The 18,582-nt window shown below is 36.3% G+C and carries 16 protein-coding genes and 1 other RNA gene; 16 read left to right on the top strand and 1 reads right to left on the bottom strand.

All coding sequences use genetic code 11. The annotated features are described in order from the left end of the window. The first annotated feature begins 1 nt into the window (after window position 1). The 14 genes from G634_RS18855 to G634_RS0110650 all read left to right on the top strand — a co-directional run bounded on the left by G634_RS18855 (window position 2) and on the right by G634_RS0110650 (window position 16,900). Entirely contained in the window at window positions 2–589 is a 588-nt protein-coding gene (locus tag G634_RS18855) for a radical SAM protein (RefSeq protein WP_051233848.1), read from the top strand. Next, window positions 558–2,042, top strand: coding sequence for an ATP-binding cassette domain-containing protein (locus G634_RS0110705; RefSeq protein ID WP_026505289.1), 1,485 nt, complete (start codon window positions 558–560; stop codon window positions 2,040–2,042). The genes G634_RS18855 and G634_RS0110705 overlap by 32 nt, the downstream gene beginning before the upstream one ends. 25 nt (window positions 2,043–2,067) lie before the next feature. After that, window positions 2,068–2,769, top strand: coding sequence for an ABC transporter ATP-binding protein (locus tag G634_RS18850; protein ID WP_035799710.1), 702 nt, complete (start codon window positions 2,068–2,070; stop codon window positions 2,767–2,769). Next, the gene (locus G634_RS0110695; RefSeq protein ID WP_026505288.1) at window positions 2,766–3,950 is read left to right on the top strand and encodes an ABC transporter permease; all 1,185 of its coding nucleotides are present in this window, start codon (window positions 2,766–2,768) and stop codon (window positions 3,948–3,950) included. The genes G634_RS18850 and G634_RS0110695 overlap by 4 nt, the downstream gene beginning before the upstream one ends. Before the next feature lie 166 nt (window positions 3,951–4,116). Beyond that, window positions 4,117–4,992, top strand: coding sequence for a methionyl aminopeptidase (locus G634_RS0110690; protein ID WP_026505287.1), 876 nt, complete (start codon window positions 4,117–4,119; stop codon window positions 4,990–4,992). 21 nt (window positions 4,993–5,013) lie between these two features. Further along, window positions 5,014–7,077, top strand: coding sequence for a methionine--tRNA ligase (metG, locus tag G634_RS0110685; protein WP_026505286.1), 2,064 nt, complete (start codon window positions 5,014–5,016; stop codon window positions 7,075–7,077). Window positions 7,078–7,117: 40 nt separating this feature from the next. Next, the gene (locus G634_RS0110680; RefSeq protein ID WP_026505285.1) at window positions 7,118–8,068 is read left to right on the top strand and encodes an alpha/beta fold hydrolase; all 951 of its coding nucleotides are present in this window, start codon (window positions 7,118–7,120) and stop codon (window positions 8,066–8,068) included. Between the two features lie 56 nt (window positions 8,069–8,124). Beyond that, window positions 8,125–8,589, top strand: coding sequence for a GNAT family N-acetyltransferase (locus G634_RS0110675; RefSeq protein ID WP_026505284.1), 465 nt, complete (start codon window positions 8,125–8,127; stop codon window positions 8,587–8,589). Window positions 8,590–8,616: 27 nt separating this feature from the next. Further along, window positions 8,617–9,345, top strand: a complete 729-nt coding sequence (locus G634_RS18845; protein WP_051233843.1) for a YesL family protein — start codon at window positions 8,617–8,619, stop codon at window positions 9,343–9,345. A 494-nt stretch (window positions 9,346–9,839) separates the two neighbouring features. Next, a complete protein-coding gene (locus tag G634_RS0110665; protein ID WP_196805347.1) occupies window positions 9,840–12,713 on the top strand; it encodes a Spy0128 family protein in 2,874 nt (957 codons plus the stop codon). Window positions 12,714–12,990: 277 nt separating this feature from the next. Continuing rightward, complete coding sequence (locus tag G634_RS0110660; RefSeq protein ID WP_026505282.1) at window positions 12,991–14,100, top strand: ABC transporter ATP-binding protein; 1,110 nt, start codon at window positions 12,991–12,993, stop codon at window positions 14,098–14,100. Between the two features lie 191 nt (window positions 14,101–14,291). After that, window positions 14,292–15,383, top strand: a complete 1,092-nt coding sequence (locus tag G634_RS0110655; protein ID WP_026505281.1) for a PucR family transcriptional regulator — start codon at window positions 14,292–14,294, stop codon at window positions 15,381–15,383. Between the two features lie 227 nt (window positions 15,384–15,610). Beyond that, window positions 15,611–15,709, top strand: an RNA gene (gene ffs, locus G634_RS20820) — signal recognition particle sRNA small type. 180 nt (window positions 15,710–15,889) lie between these two features. Beyond that, the gene (locus G634_RS0110650; protein WP_026505280.1) at window positions 15,890–16,900 is read left to right on the top strand and encodes a radical SAM protein; all 1,011 of its coding nucleotides are present in this window, start codon (window positions 15,890–15,892) and stop codon (window positions 16,898–16,900) included. A gap of 77 nt (window positions 16,901–16,977) precedes the next feature. Here G634_RS0110650 and G634_RS0110645 read toward each other — a convergent pair whose 3' ends face one another. Further along, on the bottom strand, window positions 16,978–17,403 hold the full coding sequence (locus G634_RS0110645; protein WP_026505279.1) for an RrF2 family transcriptional regulator: 426 nt from the start codon (window positions 17,401–17,403) through the stop codon (window positions 16,978–16,980). A gap of 157 nt (window positions 17,404–17,560) precedes the next feature. Here G634_RS0110645 and tadA point away from each other — a divergent pair, with 157 nt between their 5' ends. Together tadA and G634_RS18840 are read left to right on the top strand one after the other, a co-directional pair. Continuing rightward, window positions 17,561–18,097, top strand: a complete 537-nt coding sequence (gene tadA / locus G634_RS0110640; RefSeq protein WP_026505278.1) for a tRNA adenosine(34) deaminase TadA — start codon at window positions 17,561–17,563, stop codon at window positions 18,095–18,097. 304 nt (window positions 18,098–18,401) lie between these two features. Beyond that, window positions 18,402–18,582 (top strand): hypothetical protein (locus G634_RS18840; protein ID WP_035799708.1); only part of this gene is annotated, 181 nt, incomplete at its 3' end.

Raw genomic sequence — 18,582 nt, 5'->3', positions numbered from 1 at the left:
AATGAAGATATCTAAGTATAATTTATTCAAAGAATCATCCAAGAATAAAGGTGAGTATATCGCATATAATAGCTTCACAAACTCTCTGGCAGTTCTTGATAAAGGAGATTATGATTCTTATAAAGCTTTTGCAAATAATAACTCTTTTGCGATGGAAGAAGAGCTAATGTCCAATTTTATCAAGGGAGGTTTTATTATTGAAGATGATTATAATGAAGATGAAGTTCTTCAATATAAGATGCAGTCGAGCAGATATGATAATTCTGCATTAAATCTGACAATTGCCCCAACCCTTGATTGTAACTTCAGATGTGCATATTGCTATGAGAAGAAGCGGTATGAAAACGTTGTTATGGAAGATAAAGTTGCGGATGCAATACTTGAGTATATAAGTGGGCAGAGTCATAAGATAGATAAGCTTAATATTAATTGGTACGGCGGAGAACCTTTGATTGCTTTTAAGGTGATAGAGTATTTGTCACAGAAGATTCTTGAAATATGCAAAGAGAATAATATTGTATACTCTGCATCTATTGTTTCAAACGGATTTCTTCTTGATGAAAACAAGGCTAAGAAATATTGTCAATGAAACATTTACGTATTACAGGATTCCTTTGGTATATACAATTACCTATGCTGTAGTAAAGGTAATACTTGTAGCAATAATGGCAGCATTAAATCGTTTGAACAATGACATTGATTCTGAAGCGGGATTTGTGCTGGAGAAGTATTGTTTAAATAAGATGTACACTACATCGTATTTAAATGTAATAGGGCAAAATTCAGCAGAAATAAACCAGAAAATCAATATGGATTGTAATAATATTACTCAGCTTGTTTTGTTTCAGTCTATAGATTTTGTAAAAAACATTTTTATACTTATCGTTTGTGAAATGCTTATAGGTGTTATTTCACTTAAATGTATGATTTTTGTCACGTCATTTGTAATTACCAATGCAATAGCATACTTACTAATGAAAAATATTATTTGCAATAAAGAGCGTGAATTGCAGAATTATAATATTGAGCTTTTTTCTAAGTTTCATTTGGCAATCAGTAAAATGAAATCGATAAGAAATTGCAGTTTAAAGACTAGAGTTTTTAAGGACATTGACAAGCAATATAATACTTTTTTTGACTCTAGAAGGGTACTTGTAAAATATGAGAATATTTATTCAGTAATAAAAGAAATGCTTTCATTATCTTTTCAGATCGGGCTTTTGGTAGTTGGATGCTACTGTCTAGTTGATGGGAAAATGAATATTGCTCAGTGGATTGTTATTACTACATATTTTTCATATGTATCTCAAGCTGCGTTTCAATTATTAGAATCAGGTGAGATGTATCTGAAACTGGGTATTTCAATCGATAGAATATGGGAATACCTAGATGAACCTGATATAAAAAGTGGTGATATAGACTCTGTTTCTGGTGATTTAATTGAATGTAACGATGTTAAATTTAGTTACAAAAGTGAATCCGAGAAAAAAATATTATTGAACTGTATTTTTAAGAAAAATAATATTTACTGGATTAGAGGTGCAAATGGCGCTGGAAAATCAACTATGATAAACCTTATAACAGGTTTGTATGGAAATGATTTTGAAGGTGAAATATATTTTGATGGACTTAGTACTAAGAAACTCAAGCTTGAAAGTATCATAGATCAAAATGTATTGGTTGTTGAGCAGTTTCCGTTTATATATGCCAAAAATCTCTATGAATATGTTGATTGTAACGATGACAAAGCAATTTCCGCTGAATTTGAAAAATATAATATGAATAAAAAAGATATTATAGAAAAGATGAAAAACGGTCTTATCGATGAAGAATTATCGGGAGGAGAAAAGCAAAAACTGGAAATAATAAGGGCGATGCTTTCAAAGAAAAAAATTCTCATTTTTGATGAGATCACAGCATCTATTGATGAAAGATCAAAAAAAATCTTTTTTGATGAACTGGCACATAAGAAAAAGGAACACATTATTATGATGATTTCACATGACCATCCCGTTATATATGATGCAGTCGTTGAAATGTGATAGATAATCACAAAGGAGGAGACCCATGAAAGTTTTGGAAATCAATGACATTTATAAGAGGAAGAAGAAAAAGAAGATCTTGAAAGGAGTATCATTTGACATTGGCGAAAAAGAAGTTGTATGTATGGTTGCGCCAAATGGAAGTGGTAAGTCTACAACTATTAAATGTATTACTGGATTGTTTAAGTTAGATGCAGGTGATATCAAGATCTGCGGCAAGGATATATATAAGGATCGCAGGGAGGCTTTTTCCAATATCGGTCTTTGTATGGAGGAACCTTCTCTTTTCGAGGAACTGACAGGTATTGAGAATTTGGAATTTATTGCAAAGGCAAGAGGTCTTGGCAAGGAAGATATTGAAGAAGTTATTAAATTTTCCGGACTTGGTGAAGGTATTAATAGAAGGGTTAAAACTTATTCACTTGGTATGAGAATGAGACTGGGACTTTCCATTGCTTTTTTGGGTAAACCTAAGCTGATCATTCTGGATGAGCCGACTAACGGACTTGATGTAGATGCTGTATTAAATGTCAGGAAAGAACTTGAAAAACTTCGCGGCGCAGGTTCATCTATCCTAGTTTCATCTCATTATCTTGGTGAGATGGAAAAAATCGCTGACAGGGTTTTAGTCCTCATGGGCGGAAAAATCATTAAGAACATAACTATGGATGAAATTAAGTCACAGTATGGCGAGTTAGAGACAATGTATAAGGAATTATGCGAATGAAAACTTATTTGAATCTTTTTAAATTGGAATTAAAACTGTTTTTTTCAAGAAAAAATATAGTTACAATTATAGGCGGAGCAATAGTTGTAGCTGTCTTTTGCTATTGCTATTTCATGCCAAAATACGATTCATATTATGCTGAACTGCAACATAGCTTTGAGCGGCAGCTTAAATATGGCGATGTTCAATCTAAATTTGATGAGGATAATCTGGAAACAATTGAGAACAGCAAAAAAGATAAGAAACAGTTAGAGGAAGATCTTGGGTATAGTGCTGAGAGGCTTAAATACATTCTGGCATGTTGGGATGCTTATATTCAGGATCTTCAGAAGGCTAACTATTTCGTAAAGCCTGATATTATGAATCTGGATACAGCATCACAGATAATTAACAGAATGGACTATCAAAGAGATAGCTATACAAAGTATAAAAAAGATCTTTTCAAGCAGCATTTTTATGGTGATAAGTATGAAGACTTTAAGAAGGACGTTGCTGTACACAGAGCTTACGAAAAGGCCGGTAAGAAGGAACTTATGAACAAGGCAACACCAACTGGTTCATATATGTTTATCAAGACTTTTTCAGGTGATGGCTTTATTATCATGGCATTTGTAATTTTTCTTTTCATGCTTAATTATGATGCCTGGTGTAATGAGTTTGAGAACGGTACATATGCGCAGACATTTACACTTCCTTATGAAAGGAAATCAATTATTATCATAAGGTGGGTTTCAAGAGTATTATTCACATGCGCTTTGATTATTGCGTATACACTTGAAATACTGGCTATAGGAACCATTAAGTTTGGTACAGGTTTTGATGAATATGTTGCCTTTAGAAAAGATGGGAAATATATTTGCATGCTGCAGAAAACAATGATGGCTAAAAATCTGATCTACCTGTTGGTATTAACAGTATTCATCGTTACATTCATCATGTTTATGTCGGTACTTTTGAAAAGCAGTATCAATGCACTTACCGTTATATTCTTCTGCGTTAGTCTGTATGCTATGAGAAACGTTGACTACTCAAAATTTAATCCTTATACATTATTTAAGATGAGTCCTATGATGACTAATGAGTCAGTACTTGGTATTCGTCTAGCAATTGCATTATGTATTTTTTATTCAGTCATTCTTTTAGCCGGAATGACTACGATCCTTATGAAGCGAGAAGAGTGAAAATTGTTAAACGAGATATGATATTACATGTGTAAACATCGTAGAAGTGACGTCAGTTTTGTGACGTCACTTTTTTGTTGTGAATTGTCTGGTAAAAGGATATACTAAAAAGTGGTTATGTTGACCCTGCGCTCCATTTGCGTAGTGAGTCTGGAAAGGATATATCATGTATACAAAGATTGGTAGTAATGAACCTTGCTGGTGTGGCAGCGGCAAAAAATATAAAAAGTGCCACGAGAAATTTGATGATAAGCTAATTGAATATCAATTAGCAGGAATTGAAATTCCAAAAAGAAGTATGCTCAAGACCAGAGAGCAAATTGAAGGCATTAAGAAAAGTGCAGTTATAAATATTGCAGTTCTTGATGAAATCGGAGATAAGATTAAGGCAGGGATGTCTACAGAAGAAATAAATAATATCGTAAACGATGTCACCTACAAAATGGGAGGAATACCTGCAGATTTGAATTATGAGGGATTCCCCAAGAGTGTCTGCACATCTATAAATGACCAGGTGTGTCATGGAATTCCGTCCAAAGATGTTATTCTTCAGGAAGGTGATATTGTTAATGTTGACTGTTCCACAATTCTGAATGGATATTTTTCTGATTCTTCACGAATGTTCTGTATCGGTGAAGTTTCTCCAGAGAAAAAGAAACTTGTTGAAGTTACCAGAGAATGTGTCGAAATAGGTATAAAGAATGTTAAACCATGGGTAAGAATGGGTAACATGGGACATGCAGTTCATCAGCATGCACTTGAGAATGGATATAGCGTTGTCAGGGAAATCGGTGGACATGGATGCGGTTGCAAATTCCATGAGGATCCGTTTGTAAGTTATGTCAGCAGACCGGAAAGTGGAATGTTAATGGTTCCTGGTATGTGCTTTACAATTGAGCCTATGGTGAATATGGGAACAGACAGAATATATGTTGATGATGAAAACGACTGGACTGTTTATACAGCTGATAATAAACCGTCTGCTCAGTGGGAAGTACAAGTACTTGTTACTGAAGATGGATGCGAAGTTTTAACACATTAATTTTTTACGAGGTAGGAATATATGGCAGAAAAGAAAAAGTACTATATTACAACAGCAATCGCTTATACATCAGGAAAGCCGCATATAGGTAATACTTATGAAGCTATTTTGGCAGATGCTATTGCAAGATATAAAAGAGCAGATGGATATGATGTTCATTTCCAGACTGGATCAGATGAACATGGTCAGAAGATTGAGAATAGAGCAATTGAAGCAGGATGTAATTCACCAAAGGAGTTTGTAGATCAGGTTTCTGGTACTATTAAAGGTCTTTGGGATATGGTTGGAACATCATATGATCGTTTCATTCGTACAACAGATGAAGACCATGTGCGTCAGGTTCAGAAGATTTTCAAGCGTTTTTATGATCAGGGAGATATCTACAAGGGATCTTATAAGGGAAAATACTGTACAGAGTGTGAGGCGTTCTATACAGATTCACAGCTTGTAGATGGCAAATGTCCAGTTTGTGGAGGTCCTGTTCATGAGGAAGAGGAAGAAGCATATTTCTTCAAGATGAGCAAATATGCACCAAAACTTATCGATTACATCAACTCACATCCTGACTTCATTCAGCCAGAAGCTAGAAAGAATGAAATGATGAATAATTTCCTTCTTCCAGGACTTCAGGATCTTTGCGTATCCAGAACCAGTTTTAAATGGGGAATTCCGGTTGATTTCGATGATCGTCATGTCGTTTATGTATGGCTTGATGCACTTTCAAACTACATAACAGGTATTGGATATGACTGTGATGGCAACAGCTCAGATCTTTTTAACAAGAACTGGCCTGCAGATCTTCACCTTATCGGAAAAGATATTATCAGATTCCATACAATTTACTGGCCTATTTTCCTTATGGCACTTGATCTTCCGCTTCCAAAGAAGATTTTTGGACATCCATGGCTTCTTCAGGGTGGCGAGAAGATGAGTAAGTCAAAAGGAAATGTTATCTATGCAGATGATCTTGTTAATCTGTTCGGAGTTGATGCAGTAAGATACTTCTGTCTCCATGAAATGCCTTTTGACAATGATGGAACTATTACATGGGAGCTTATGGTAGAGCGTTTTAACTCTGACCTTGCAAATACATTAGGTAACCTTGTAAGCCGTACTATTGCAATGAGCAATAAGTATTTTGGCGGCGTTGTTGAAGATAGAAATGTAGTTGAAGATGTAGATGCTGATCTTAAGAAGGTTGTAACTTCCTGTTATGAGCAGGTTGAAAAGAAGATGGATGACCTTAGAGTGGCAGATGCTCTTACAGATATTTTCACATTGTTCAAGCGTTGCAACAAATATATAGATGAGACTGAGCCGTGGGTACTTGCTAAAGATGACGCAAAGAAAGATCGTCTTGCAACAGTTCTCTACAATCTTACAGAGTCAATTGTAATAGGTGCTTCTATTCTTGAGCCATTTATGCCTGAGACAGCACAGCAGATTGCAAAAGAGCTTAATACTACTATCAGAGAGTTCACCAAGCTTTCTGAGTTTGGTTTATATCCAAATGGAAACAAGGTAAGTGAAGCTCCAGAGATGCTGTTCAAGAGAAAAGATCTCGAAGAAGTATTAAAACAGACAGAAGAAATTACAAGACTTCAGAAAGAAGATTTTATAAAGACTCAGACAATCGCTGCTGAGAACCTTGAAAAGGCAGGAAAGACTCAGGATGCTGAGAAAATTCGTGAGAACCTAAAGGCTGTAACAGGTCAGAGCACAGAAGAATCTGAAGAGGTTGTTGATATCGAAGCTAAACCTGAAATAACTTTTGACCAGTTTGGAGCAATGCAGTTCCAGGTTGGAGAAGTTATTAAATGTGAGGCTGTTCCGAAGTCCAAGAAGCTTCTTTGCTCACAGGTAAAAGTTGGAAGTCGTACACTTCAGATAGTATCAGGTATTCGCAAGTATTATGAACCAGAAGAAATGGTTGGTAAGAAGGTTATGGTACTTGTAAACCTTAAGCCGGCTAAACTTGCAGGAGTTATGTCTGAAGGAATGCTTCTGTGTGCTGAAGGCGCTGACGGAGAACTTTCACTTATGGTTCCTGAAAAGAAGATGCCAAGCGGAGCTGAGATTGCATAAAGCGTAAGGGCAACATAACTAGTTAGAGGAGTATTAGGGGATGATAGCAAAGGAGGATATTTCTTTTTTGTCTAAAAGCAGGGAAGACCAGATACATGCCAGTATCTGGCTCCCTGAATTATCTAGGGGAGAGAAACCCAAATGTATACTTCAGATTATTCATGGAATGCAGGAATATATTGAAAGATATGATGAACTTGCAAAATATTTTGCAAAAAAAGGCTTTGTTGTCTGTGGAGAGGATCATTTAGGACATGGTAAAAGCGTAGAAAATGGTGGAACTTACGGATATTTTTGTGAAAAGGAACCCGAAAAGGTTCTTGTAGAAGATTCCCATTCACTTACCATGATTATGAAAAATCGTTTTCCATCTGTACCCTATGTGGTATTAGGACATAGCTTTGGTTCATTTATTACAAGAGAATATATTTCAAGATTCGGGAATGAACTGAATGCAGTTATAGTACAGGGAACAGGATATCCTAATGATACAAAGGTATTTGCTGGGAAAATTCTGGCACATATTCAGTTCGCTGTCTTTGGAGGATATCATAGAGCATCGCTTCTTAACAAAATTGCGTTTAGTGGTTATCTTTCAAGAATAAAAAATGCAAAAACTTCGTCAGATTGGATATGCACAGATGATGAAATAGTGTCGGAGTACATGAAAGATCCCCTATGCACATTTGTTTTTACTGTAAATGGATTTCTTACAATGTCAAGATTGTTGGAGTCTATTAATGACAAAGAGAGAATGGCTCTTATCCCCAAAACACTTCCAATCCTTTTAACCGCAGGGAAAGAAGATCCTGTTGGAGGATATGGTAAACAGGTAGAGAGTCTTTACAATGTTTATAAGAACGAAATAGGACTTAACGCGGAACTTAAACTCTACGACAATATGCGTCATGAAATACACAATGAGATAGGAAAAGAAAAAGTTTACGAAGATCATTTCAAGTGGATTTGTGAAAAAGCAAACATTAACTAATATGTAACTTAAAAAGGATAAATCTAAATAAAACTATGCAAAAGAAAAAATCTGATATGGCGTTAATACGTAAAGGATATGCCGCTGATTGGGATGTTGCTATGGAATTGGCATATCGGACTTTTTTAAAATTTAATGCAAAGGATTATTCAGAGGAAGGCAGATCTAATTTTAAAGCCTTCGTTTATGGCGAGGAACTTTACAAGCAGTTTGTTATGGGAAATTATCAATTGATAGTGGCCTATGAAAAAGAAGAAATGGTGGGAATGTTGCTTCTTATGCAGCATAGACACATTTCCTTATTGTTCGTGGATGGTGATTATCACAGAATAGGAATAGGTCATGCTCTTATTGAAAGTGCTTCGATGAGAGTTAAACTATCGGCAAGAAGGCACAAGAAACTAACAGTAAATGCATCACCATATGCTCTTCCTTTTTATGAAAAAGAGGGTTTTATAGAAGTTAAGCCAATGCAGTTGGATAATGGAATTAAAGTATATCCAATGGAACTTCACATATAGGTTGTATAGCAAAAGGAGGAGATTATTTTGAAGTTTTTAAACATTGATAGCCCGTTCATGCAGGTGCTGAATAAAATTGCAGATTTGCTTATATTAAATCTGGTAACTTTTTTGTTTTGTATTCCGATTTTTACAATTGGAGCATCTATGACAGCTATGCACTATGTTCTATTGAAAATGGTTCGTGGCAAAGATTCCTACATCATCAAAGATTATTGGAAGTCTTTTAAACAGAATTTCAAACAGGCTACAGCAATATGGATGGTTTTGTTTCTGATTGGAATGACGCTTCTTGTTGACTTTAAGCTTTTTGCTTCAGAGCAGTCACCATTTCCAAAGCCGGTAATATGGATGGTATTTGCGGCAGCCATCATCTGGCTTTGTGTATTCTTGTATGTATTCCCGGTACTTGCAAGATTTGTTAATACAGTTAAAGGAACATTTAAAAACTCATTGTTTATGTCGATATTGGGACTTCCTCGCACAGTGGGAATGGTTCTTGCAACAGCACTTCCTACATTTATTTTTATTTTTGCACCTGAAACAGCATGGAGATTCCTCCCGCTTTTTTTGTGCTTCGGAATTACAGTTCCGGGATTTATCTGTGCATGGCTTTATAGTCCTCTCTTCTTAAGATTTGAAAATCAGACAGAAGAAAAGAAAGAAGAAGTTGAACTTGAAGAATCTGAGTATGAAGAGGCAGCAGCTATTCTTCATGACGAAGATGAAGATAGTGAAGAGACAAAAGATAAGTAAAGCAAAGCCAACAATAACGTTATTAATGCAGGTACACTTTTTAGATGCTACTAAGAAGTGTACCTTTTTCATAGTATAAATTTTTGTCACTGCGTTCCAAAAATTACGCAAACTGGTCATTTGAAAAGGCGTCGCCTTGGACCAGTTTGCCACTTGACTTTTGTTCTCACGAAACTCGCAGTAAATGCGAGTTTCTGAATGAAATTGACAAGAAATCATAGAAAACATACATCAAAATTCATGAAAAATAATCAGAAAATGATAGTTGTATAATAAACGATATAATGATAATATTAAAATATTCTGATGTTCTAAATTTCAAATGGTTATACACAAAAAACTGTACGAAGCTCTTAGCGCCAGATTTCAAGATTTGTAAAATCCTATCGGCAAAGAAAGGCATTGTTTTTCTTACGACAAATTTGATTCTGGTACTTGTGTAAATATGTGCTTGGGAGGGCGTATTTTTACATAAAATGACTATGGGGGTATATATGAAGAGACGTAAAGGGTTGGTAGTTGTTCTTAGTGCGGTTGTTTTTTTAGTTGTTTCATCCAAATATTTTTTTTACAAAACAGATATATCCACCAAGGCTGCAGTTGTAGAGCTTAATGCAAGTGGAGATGCTACTACAGATACTGCGGCGTTAGCTAATGCTATAAATGCATCAGTAGAAGGCGATGTTATAAGTTTGAACGGAACGTTTGCCATTAATAACGTTATTGATATAACCGGTAAGAATTTGACAATAACTGGTACTGGTGTATTAAACGGAGATATTAATGGAGATAATGTGCCAGATACATCAAGACTCTTTAGTATATCAAATTCTGATGTTACGATTATGGGGATAACAGTAACGAATTTTAATACATTTGGTGCTGAATCGGTTCCCGTTACCGGAACGAATTTCGATACATTCAAAGATAATTCATCTCCTATTACTGTAACGAATAATTCTACGATTAGAATAGCTGGAGGAACTTTTACTAAAAACATAGGTAAAATCGGAGGTGTTATCAGCATATATGGCAGCGGAAGCAGCATGAAGATAACAGGAGGAGAATTCTCTTATAATAAAGCTAAAGAAGGCGGCGCAATTAATGTATTAGATGGCGCCAGCCTCACAGTAGAAAGTGGAAAATTTATAGGAAATAAAGCAGAAGCTGGCGGTGCTATTATTTCCGGAATATGGGAAGATTGCAGAAATGCAACAAACCAAAAGAGTGCCCAGATGACTATTACAGGTGGTTTGTTCCAAGGTAACATTGCAGGTGTCACAAATGATGGATGGGAGCCTGAGGATGAGACAGGAAGTACTATATTTGCTTCATATAATGAAATAGGTAATAAGGTAAGTCTCGGAGGAGGCGCTATCTGGTCAAGCGGTCATATCACAGTTGCAGGCGGAACGTATACAGAGAATAAAGCGCTAAGAAGTCTGGGTGGTGCGTTATTTGTTAACGCATGTGATGATAACAAGATAATTGCAGGAGAATTCTACAATAACATATCCTATAAAGAGGGTGGAGCAATCTACACAGAGGAAAATAGTACCACCTATTTTGGAAAAACTTGTATATACAATAACCAGGCTGGACATTTTGGTGGCGGAATTTGGTGCTGTCCATCTGCACACGGATATTTTAATACACTTGGATTTGCGGCTATTTTTGATAATTCAGCACAGCTTGTATACGATAAAAACTTAAACGATAATCAGAGTGATTATAAACATAAAGAGTATTTTATAGGACCAGAAGATAAATATCCAACGCCAGCTTTTATAGGTGGAAGATCTGGTGATGATTTTGCTATGATGTATAAAAATAAGCCAAACGGGGAGAATAATTCCATAATGAATCTCTCATCTCACTGGTTTACTAATGCTCCTGTTTTGTGGACAGATGATGGAAGACCGGCTAAAAAGGCAACAGGGTATAGCTATATGGGATACCAATGGGAAGATGGTAATTATTATACAGAGAGTGGTTTTGGAGTTGAAACAGAGCCTCTTAATCCTACATTCTCAACTTCTGGTACTGATGTTAAATTTGAAGTTGGAGCTGATGGAAGAGACCATGCACTTGGAATTAAAGCTTCTGGATTTAGTAATTCTGACAAGGAAACAGCAAAATCCAAAGCAAAACTGAAAATTTATAACAACAATGCATACTGGTGTGGTGGAGGAATTGGTTCCAACGGAAAAATGATTTTCCAGCAGTTTGGTATTTTGTCATGGAAAAAGCTTAATGAAGCTTCCTCTTCACTTGCAGGAAGTACTTGGACACTTACGATAAAGCAGTCAGGAAATGTTATAGATGAAATGGAAGTAACAGATAACGGAAGTCTTGACGAAGATAAAACGGATGGAGTGTTTAAAGTTACAGGACTTCCAGGTGGAAGTGATATAACATACGTGTTAAAAGAAAAATATGCGCCTTCAGGATACAGGCTTGATGGAAATGAATATACAAAGCAGATAACAGAACAGCAGTCTGACGGAAGTGTTCCAGAGACTATTTGTTATATAGGTCAGGATGATGCTGGTTCGATTTACAACTATCACGAAGGAACTGCAGGTTTTGTGGTTAATAAGAAGATGTCTGATGAGTCTGCAGAAGTGCCTGCCTATAGCTTTACTTTATCACCAGTAAGTGCACTTGATGCTTCGGGCAATCCTGTTACTGATGAGAATGGAAATGAAATTTCTGTACCTATGCCAGCTGTTGCAACTGTATCTAATACAACAGCACCTGCAGGAGGAACAGGGGTTGCCACTTTTGGTCAGATAACCTATGTGTATCCTGGAATATATACATACAAGATTGTAGAAGACTCAGATACTTCCAAAGAGATATCAGTTGTAGTAACAGTTACTTATAATACTGAATCGTCAAAACTTGTAATTGACGTAAAATATGATGGAAGTACGAGTATTCCGACGATAGTAAACAATGTGACGCCTCCGGACAATCCGCCAACTCCGGACAATCCTCCGTCTCCGGATAATCCGCCATCGCCGGAGGAACCGGACAATCCGCCCCAATATGAGGTTCCACCAGAGGAGCCGCCTGCAGAAACTCCTCCGCCGCAAGATCCGCCAACACAGGATACACCAGAAGAGCCAACCTTTTCAGAGCCAGAGGAAGTTGTTGGAGTAAGTAATGAAAATCTTCCGCTTGTGGAAGGGGCTTCTAGGATTACCAAGACTGTCACTTCAGGAGAAATAAAAGGAGCAAAGAGAAGTAGAAATACCTCAGATATATATGCAGAAGTACTAGTCGTAAGAGTGCTTCTTATAATTGCGGCATTATCAGCAATATTTTCTTTAACGCAGGTTATTTCAAAGAAAATAACTGAGTAGTTATAATGATTCTTTCGAACAAAAGAAGCATATAATATATATGCTTTTCGGCAGAATGTCACCAAAAGTTAATGGGTTTTCGTCAAAATGTCATTAAAAAATAAAAGAAGTCTTTTTTATAAGCATTTTGACTAAGCCTCTGAGGAATATTTGTTGAAAGACTCTATATCAATTTCGAGGGCAAAAACATATACTATAAAAGGATGATAAATCTAATACATAAGTATTTTTTAAGGTATAAAGCTTTCAGTTAAAAGAGAGATGGGAGGATTATAAAATGGCAAGTTTACAGCTTGAGCATGTTACAAAACAGTATCCTAATGGCTTCGTTGCTGTTAAGGATTTTAACCTTGATGTTAAGGATAAAGAATTCATCATTTTCGTAGGACCTTCAGGATGTGGTAAGTCCACAACTCTTCGTATGATCGCAGGTTTGGAAGATATTTCTTCTGGTTCACTTAAGATTGGTGGAAGAGTAGTTAATGATGTTGAGCCTAAGGATCGTGATATTGCGATGGTATTCCAGAACTACGCTCTTTATCCTCACATGACAGTATATGATAATATGGCTTTCGGTCTTAAGCTTCGTAAAGTACCGAAGGATGAAATTGATAAGAAGGTTAAGGCAGCAGCTAAGATTCTTGACCTTAGCAATCTCCTTGATCGTAAGCCAAAGGCTCTTTCCGGTGGTCAGAGACAGCGTGTAGCTATGGGACGTGCTATCGTTCGTAATCCTAAGGTATTCCTTATGGATGAGCCTCTTTCAAACCTTGATGCTAAGCTTCGTGTTCAGATGAGAACTGAGATTGCTAAGCTTCACCAGAGACTTGGTACTACAATCATCTACGTTACACACGATCAGACAGAGGCTATGACTCTTGGTACACGTATCGTAGTTATGAAGGATGGTGTTGTTCAGCAGATCGATACACCACAGAACCTCTACGAGAAGCCAGTTAACCTCTTCGTTGCTGGATTCATGGGTTCACCTCAGATGAACTTCCTTGATGCAGAAGTTGCAGTTAAGGGACAGACAGCATACCTCAAGATTGCTAACCAGGAAATCGAGCTTCCACCAGCTAAGTCCAAGAAGCTTATCGAGGGTGGCTATGATGGAAAGAAGGTTACATTCGGTATCCGTCCAGAAGACGTTGATGATTCCGAGATGTTCGTAAGCACATCTAAGGCTGTATTCGAGTCTACAATCAACGTATACGAGCTCCTTGGTGCAGAAGTTTATCTGTACTTCGATCTCGAAGGATTCCCTATCACAGCACGTGTTGACTCTAGAACAACAGCTAGACCTGGCGATACAGTTAAGTTTGGTTTCGATGTTGAGAAGATTCACGTATTCGATAAGGAAACAGAAAAGACAATTACAAACTAATTTGGTTGTCTAGTATAAATTATTGAATTTATAAGTTGCCATTTAGATGTTGTAAGCCATCTAAATGGCAACTTTTATTTGCATAAAAAGCAAAAATGCTTTAGGATAATAGAGATGCAAAGAAGTTAAAAATATAAGTTTTATTTTAATGCTTATATCGTGTTTATAATATTAAAAAGGCAGGTTGAAGAATGATTTCTGCACAGACAATTAATTCAAGCATAAATCAGCTCACAGCTATTACAAAAGTTAATTTAAGTGTACTGGATTTAAACGGAAGTGTTGTAGCTACAACAAAAGAAGATGAATTATTTGATACATCACTTATTACCAGTTTCGCCAATTCTCTGGTAGATTCTCAGGTTATAGGTGAACATCATTTGCTCAAAATTTTTGATGAAGGAGAACTTGCATATATCCTAGTTGCAAGCGGAGATGGAGAGAGTGCCTATACAGTTGGAAAAATTTGTGTAGCACAGCTTCAGGATTTGATTGTTGCATACAAGGAAAGATATGACCGCAACAATTTCTTCCAGAATCTCATGCTTGATAACTTGCTGCTTATAGATATTTATAATAGAGCCAAGAAATTACACATCGAAGTTACAGTTCCTCGTGTAATTATTCTTGTAGAGACTGATATTGAGGGTGAGAATTCTGCTAATGAATTGATGGCTGGAATGTTTACTGCTCAGACTGGCGATTATATTACAGCTGTTGATGAACGTAGTGTGATTCTTATAAAGAGTGTTGAATCACTTCAAAGCTATAATGAAGTTGAGAAAATCTCTACTACAATCGTTGATATGATGAATACAGAAGCTATGCTTAATGTCAGAGTAGCTTATGGAACAATAGTAGATGAACTGAAAGATCTGTCCAAGTCTTATAAGGAAGCGAAAATGGCTCTTGAAGTTGGTAAAATCTTCTATGCTGAGAAAAAAGTTAACGCATATAACACACTTGGAATTGGAAGACTTATTTATCAGCTTCCGCTTAATCTGTGTCATATTTTCCTGCATGAGATATTTGGAGACAAAGATGTATTTGGAATGTTAGATGAAGAGACTCTTAGCACAATAGCTAAATTTTTCGATAACAATTTGAACGTATCCGAAACTTCCAGACAGCTTTTTGTACACAGAAATACACTTGTATATCGAATCGAGAAGTTAGAAAGAGCTACAGGGCTTGATATCAGAAAGTTCGATGATGCACTTACATTCAAGATAGCACTTATGGTTTCAAACTATATGAAATATCTTGATCAGCACCAGTTCTAATTTTATATTTATGTTTTCAAAATTGTAGCAAATTGGACCAGGGTATTTACTTGGTCCAAGGCATAGCCTTTTTAAATGGCCAGTTTGCGTAGTTTTTGGATTGGAGTGATAGGTACTACTTGACTTTTTGAATGAAAGTTTATAAAATATTCGTTGGTAATTAAGTTTTAAATTAATAATCCTTGATCAGAATCGGTTCTGTGACGGGTGTATATATGTATAGATATGGTCGGGTCTTATGCAATGGATCTCTACGAACCGTGTCAGGTCGGGAACGAAGCAGCACTAAGTAGAACCTTTCATGTGTTGTAAGGTGCCTTGCCATTGAGACATATATGCATCCTTCACAGAGCCGCTTTTTTCTATAGCGCGTTTATTCGACGTATAGTATTAGGGTGAGATAGCGAACGAAAAACGAACTTTCTAAAAAGCAAAGGATTCTAGCCTTATAACTAAGCTAAACTTGATTAAGTAAGAGATTTGTATCTGTAAAAGTGTGAATTAATATGGGAAAAGATTTATCGTTTTTATATGAAAACTGTGAGCTGTGTCCTAGAAGATGTCATGTAGACAGAACAAAAGGTCAGGCTGGATATTGCCGTGAAACAAGTAGTCTTATGGCGGCAAGAGCTTCGCTCCATGAGTGGGAAGAACCTTGTATATCAGGAACATGTGGTTCTGGAACTGTATTTTTTTCTGGATGTAACATGGGATGTGTATTTTGCCAGAATTATGAGATTGCTCATGCAAAAGTTCAGAAACAGATAACATCTGAGCACTTATCTGAGATATTTCTGAGGCTCCAGGACCGAAATGCAAGTAATATAAATCTTGTAACTCCGACTCATTTCATGCCTACAATTGTTAATGCACTTGAAAGAGCTAGGGATAATGGTCTGATAATTCCTGTTGTATATAATACCAGTGGCTATGAAACAGCGGATAAATTAAAGTATTTAGATGGATTAATTGATATATATCTTCCTGATTTTAAATACTTTTCTTCCGATATATCTAAAAAGTATTCAAATGCTACAGATTATTCCAAGGTTTGTCTGGGAGCAATAAAAGAGATGGTTAGACAGACAGGAAATCCTGTTTTCTTTGCACCTAAAGTGCAGCCTTCCAATATTTCTTGCAAAGAAAAAACTATGACTGCTGATGAGTATAATGATTATGTAACAGATGAGCTGATAGATGATTATTGCGGACCTTTGATGAAAAAGGGAACTATTGTGCGACATATGATGCTTCCCGGCAATCTGGAAGACTCAAAGAAAATAGTCTTTTTGCTGCATGAGTATTTTCAAGACAATATTTTCATAAGTCTTATGAATCAGTATACTCCCATGCCTTACGCAAAGGAATATAAGGAACTAACCAGAAAAGTTGGCAGTGCTGAATATGAGGCTCTTGTCGATTATGCAATTGAAATAGGTGTGAACAATGCATTTATTCAGGGAGACGAAACTGCGCTTGACAGTTTCATACCTGAATTTGATTTTAGAGGACTTTAACACGCCGCATGCAAGTATGTGAGATGTCATCTTTTTATGGCTCTTGGCAGGTGGATATTATACTGCGTAGCATATTTTCAGATGCTCTTAATATTCTGGTCGAGAAGATCTTGAAGGGTGAATTTATCTACATAGTCATTTATCGCCTGATCTAGACCCTTCCAGAAAAAAAGTGTCGGACACTCGGTTTTTTTAGGACATGATATTTCCTCATCACTTATAGCAAGGCATTCGATAGGAGAAAGATTGCCTTCCATAGTGCGGAGTATATCACCGACTTTATATTCGCATGGACGTTTGGCAAGACGATGGCCACCGTTGTTACCGCGCATGCTGCGGAGATAACCTGCTTTATTAAGTCTTGTTACTATCTGCTCCAGATATTTAATTGTGATGCCCTGTCTGGTCGATATATCTTTTAGTGCGATATATTCACCTGTGTCATGCAGTGCAAGGTCAATCATAACACGAAGAGCGTATCTTCCTTTGGTTGATATTTTCATATTTTTACTCCGTAACAACTGATTTATCAATAGCTTTATAATAACACATTTTTCCGCCTACTAAAATAATAGTTAATTGAACATATAAAAATATAACCGTAGAAACCAAATATTCCACAAGTGTGAGTGTTTCACAGATTTAGAGGTAGTAAAAGCGATGAAACATTTTTTTAATGACAAAACAAAAGAAAGAGAATTTTACATGAAGGAAGCTTTAAAACAAGCAAAAAAAGCCTATGAGCTTGGCGAGGTTCCAATTGGATGCGTAATTGTTTATGACCATGAGATAATAGGACGAGGATATAATCGTAGAAATACAGATAAATCCGTATTATGTCATGCTGAAATTTCTGCGATGAAGAAGGCGGGTAAGGTAATAGGTGATTGGAGATTTGAGGAATGTGATCTTTATGTGACACTTGAACCTTGCCAGATGTGTGCAGGTGCTATTGTGCAGGCACGAATCCCGAATGTTTTTATAGGATGCATGAATCCGAAGGCAGGTTGCGCTGGTTCTATTTTGAACATTCTTGAACATCCTTCATTTAATCACCAATGCAATGTTGAAAGAGGAATATTAGAAGAAGAGTGTAGTAATATTTTGAAACAGTTCTTTTTGGAACTGCGAATTAGAAACAAGCTTAGAAAAGAAGAAAAGAAAAAGCGTGACGAAAAGTCAGAAAAAGCGGATTAAAAAGATGGAATAAGATTGAAGATTTCAAACTAGTCGGGTAAAATAAATAAGAAAAGTGTTACTAGGAAGAAAATCCGCTTGGTTATGAGAAAAGTTTGATAAATATTTTTATTTTTTATTATAAGCATGACTTCTTGCTGAGATTTAGGATAATCATCAGCAAGAATCCTGCTTCGCAGGACAAAATTTGTCTTAACGACAAATTTTGGTCTAGTACGGTTATTGATTTTCCTGATGAAAACAATAACCTATGCAAAGCGGAATATATTTAGATAATAAAATTGAAACTGTATGGAGAGTAGCTATGGCTTTAGGTGATGATGTTATTGATGGTGTAAAAGAAATTACTGACACAGTGACAAGAGCAGTAAATACGGGGGACTTTAGCCATTTAAGTTCAGATATTAAGAGAACTACAGAACGTTTTACTAGCTATTATCGTCATAATCCCAATAATACTCCTGTGGTAAGAACACAGGGGCGTG

The sequence above is a fragment of the Butyrivibrio sp. NC3005 genome (assembly GCF_000424545.1).
Taxonomy (GTDB): Bacteria; Bacillota; Clostridia; order Lachnospirales; family Lachnospiraceae; genus Butyrivibrio.
The sequence above is the reverse complement of the archived record's forward strand: the minus strand, read 5'-3'. Positions and strand labels throughout refer to the sequence as shown.